General features: G+C 56.3%; 4 protein-coding genes. 2 read left to right on the forward strand and 2 right to left on the reverse strand.

The window, feature by feature from the left end; all coding sequences use genetic code 11:
* Window positions 1–232: WecB/TagA/CpsF family glycosyltransferase (locus ACLP2E_RS22120; RefSeq protein WP_442467144.1), on the forward strand; the 232-nt coding region annotated here is incomplete at its 5' end.
* A gap of 70 nt (window positions 233–302) precedes the next feature.
* Complete coding sequence (locus ACLP2E_RS22125; protein ID WP_442467145.1) at window positions 303–1,166, forward strand: polysaccharide deacetylase family protein; 864 nt, start codon at window positions 303–305, stop codon at window positions 1,164–1,166.
* A 263-nt stretch (window positions 1,167–1,429) separates the two neighbouring features.
* Here the strand turns inward: ACLP2E_RS22125 and ACLP2E_RS22130 are convergent, their stop codons facing one another.
* A complete protein-coding gene (locus ACLP2E_RS22130) occupies window positions 1,430–2,416 on the reverse strand; it encodes an IS30 family transposase (RefSeq protein WP_442467146.1) in 987 nt (328 codons plus the stop codon).
* 387 nt (window positions 2,417–2,803) lie between these two features.
* On the reverse strand, window positions 2,804–3,426 hold a 623-nt coding region (locus tag ACLP2E_RS22135; RefSeq protein WP_442467147.1), incomplete at its 5' end, for an SGNH hydrolase domain-containing protein.

Consider the following 3,426-nt stretch of genomic DNA (forward strand, 5'->3'; position numbering starts at 1 on the left):
ATTGGCCAATGCTCACCGCCTGGACGCTCCAATCATTTTCGGTGCAGGCGCATTGTTGGACTTTATGAGTGGACGCATCGCCCGCGCGCCGCGTTGGATGCGACTGGTCAGATTGGAGTGGGCGTTCCGGTTGGCCATGGAACCTAGACGTCTTTTTGGGCGGTATACGTGGGACATGGCTCATTTCTTTGTGTTGAGCTGGCGCAATCGGAATATCGGAGCGAACTCATAGCGCCAAAGTAAGCAGGCAATGCTGTCCATCAGCTGAGCGTCGTAAACGACGGGAAACATGAGAGGCGCCAATGTCTACGGCAGATCATCTTGGGCCAAATTCAGCCTCTTCCTGGCAGGACGACTTGAGTGACGAACGCTCAATGAACTCTATATACCTGTCGTCGCTCCATAAGTGGCGAGCACGTAAGGCGTTGTCGACACGTATTTCAAGTCGCCTTTCACGCTACATCCCAGCAACGTTATGTTCGTTGAAAAATACGAAACCGATCGTAACATTTACGTTTGATGATTTTCCTGAATCAGCGCTTGCATATGGGGCGCACGTCTTGGAGCAGAGCGGGGCGCGCGGGTCGTTCTATGTTTCCACCGCTCTACTTGGCCGCGATATGGAACATTGGAAGGTGACAAGCACCGCTGGCGTTCATGAGCTTCACCATAAGAATCACGAAATCGGGCTTCATGGGCATGTCCATCTTCCTATTGGGATCCATAGCGCTCAAGGGCTGAAAGACGACCTCGCCCGCAATAACGAAATACTTAAGACCATCGACGCTGGCATTCTTGCCGACAATTTTGCATACCCTTATGGGCAAGTTAATTTTGCGCGGAAATTTCAGTTGAAAAATCTTGTTCGTTCAAGTCGCACCACATTGAGCGGCATCAATTGCAAGGTCATTGATCCGCAATTTATTCGCGCGGTCCTGCTTGAAAATGCATCGATTGACCATGCCCTTATCGACGCCTGGCTGGATAAGGCGGTAGAGCTAAACGGTTGGCTCGTTTTTGTAATTCACGATATCAGCGAAACGCCAAGTCCATTTGGCGTTTCGAACAGCCTATTCCAATACGCGCTTGAGGGATCTATTCGCCGAGGGCTTGAAATATTGACTATGAGGATGGCGCTTGACGCTTCCCAAGTTAGATGTCGCTGATCGGCCGCAATAAGTGATCGCAAAGACCCAGGCGACTTGGTGCGACACTTGCCAGAGGATGCCGTTGATCACGTGTTCGGGCCGCGACGGCCGGTTGCTCCTGCCAGCATCCATTAATTCAAAAAAGCCGAGGCGTCATCAAGGCGCTACCCGTTGAACCATGGCCTCTCGAAAGCGGAAATCCCAGTCATGAATTGAGGGGCTGGCCAAGCGCGACAGACGGGATCCAACGCGCCCGTGGATTCCAACGTGAAGTGCAACGGTTAAGCGAAGCGAATTTGGACGTCTTTTCCGAGTTCGGCAAGGATAGCCTGGACTGGGGTTTTGAACCCTAAGCATTTTCGTGGGGTGAGATTGGCGGTGACGACAATCTCCTGGATTTCGTCGTCGGTGAGGGTGTCGAGGTCGAAGTCGCGCGGCAGCCATCGGCGCAATCGGCCGTTGGCGTTTTCGACGCCGCCCTTCTGCCATGAGGCGTAAGCGTCGCAGAACCATGTGGTCATGCCGCGCAGGTCGCGCAGCAGGGCGTGGCGGGCGAAGGCGGTGTCGTTGTCGAAAGTGATCGACTTGCGCAAGGCGGGCGCGACGCGGCCGAAGACAGCGAGCATGGCGGAGATCGTCTCGGCTGCACTTTTACCGGCGAGCCTAGCGGCCAACGTCAGGCGCGATTTGCGCTCGTGCAGGACGAGCACCGGCCTTGCGCGCTTGCAGATGATGAGGTCGCCCTCCCAATGTCCGGCCTCGGCGCGGCTTTCGACGTCGTGCGGCCGGTCATGGATCGAGACGCGATCCTTGATCGTATCGCGCGAAGGTCTTGCTTTCGTTGGCTTGCGGCGTATATGGCGCCGGGCAAGATAACGCCATAGGGCTTCGGCTTTTTGGGCGGCGCGGTAAATGAAGGCGTAGATCGTCTCGCAAGCCACCGCTTTCAGCTTTCGCTCTGCGCCCTTGCGAAGCCAGCCGGAAATCTGCTCTGGCGACCAGCCTTCGGCGAGCCGGTCGCGGACGAAATCCCGCAAAGCCTTGTCCTTTTCGAGCGCCGCTTCACGCCGCCTGCGCTTTATGTTGGCTCCGGCGGCGTGAAGCGGCGAATAGCGGCCTGAGGCCAACGAGTTGCGGACAATTTCACGGCTGATCGTGCATTTTGGTCGGCCAAGCGCCTTGGCGATAGCGCCGACCGAGTGTCCGGCCGCCCGCAAGACGCCGATTTGGTCTCTTTCCTCCTCGGAAAGGTGCGAATAGGATCGCATGGCAACACTCCCATTGGTCCTGAACAGCCAAGCCGATACCAGATCGGCGGGGGGTGTTGCACTTCGCGTCGGAACTCAAGCTGGCTTCCCAAGGCGTGATATGAGATGTTATCCGGCTGATGACGCCCGGGATGATGGACGCGTCGATCATGCGCGTCACGTCGGCGCCGCCCTGGCTTTCGGCAAGCGCTTCGAGCTTGGCGTTGCAGTGGTCTGCTTGGCGCGAGTGTCGATCTTGCCCAAAACCTGGTTCCCCGGCGCTCAGGTCTGCGCGATTCCTATGGAAGATCGCATCTGGGTCTACTGGCGATCGCGCGCCGGACGGTCGCTGCTTGGCTTGCTCGGGGCGACAAAGAGCGTGAAAAGCGCCCGTGGCCCGCCACCATATCAGCGCACAATTTTATCAAGGAATGCCGCCTTTTCCCGCACGGCAAAGGGCCGTAGATGGCCGCCGTCCTTGTAAAGTGGGCGCCCGTCGGCCGCCAACACCGGGCAACGCCCCTCCTTGCATAGAAAATTCATTGGATCGATGATTTCGACGTTTGACGTCGACACGGAAGCGCGAAGCGCAGAAACGACCGGCTCAGAATATTGTCGGAATTCGTCTTCAGAAATCGAGAGGTCTGGAACAGTCCTGTTTTGCCACTCGGCGATGTACATCTCTTTCGGAATATTTTCATATCGAGTTGGCACCGGCGTGATGATTATCACTCGTTTGCCAGATTGAACAAGTTGTCCGACGAAGGCGCCGAACTCTGAAAACACGTCATTAAACGTGTTGCTCCCTATGTTGACTGGCGCGCGGCCTCCGCTCTTGTCGATGATGTACAGATCGGTCCGCCCGTTCTGAATGTTATAAGCTCCCAAGAAATAGTCCGCCCACACGCTGCCGAAGACGACAGTGGAGATCGTTTCGTCGTTCTCCAGCTGCATTCTCACGGCATCTATAAATTTTGCGCATCTAAATCCTGGCGTAAAACGATTTACGCGGGGCAGTGGCGGACACCCTG

The organism is Rhodoblastus sp., assembly GCF_052145335.1.
In the GTDB taxonomy this organism is placed as follows: Bacteria; Pseudomonadota; Alphaproteobacteria; order Rhizobiales; family Beijerinckiaceae; genus Rhodoblastus.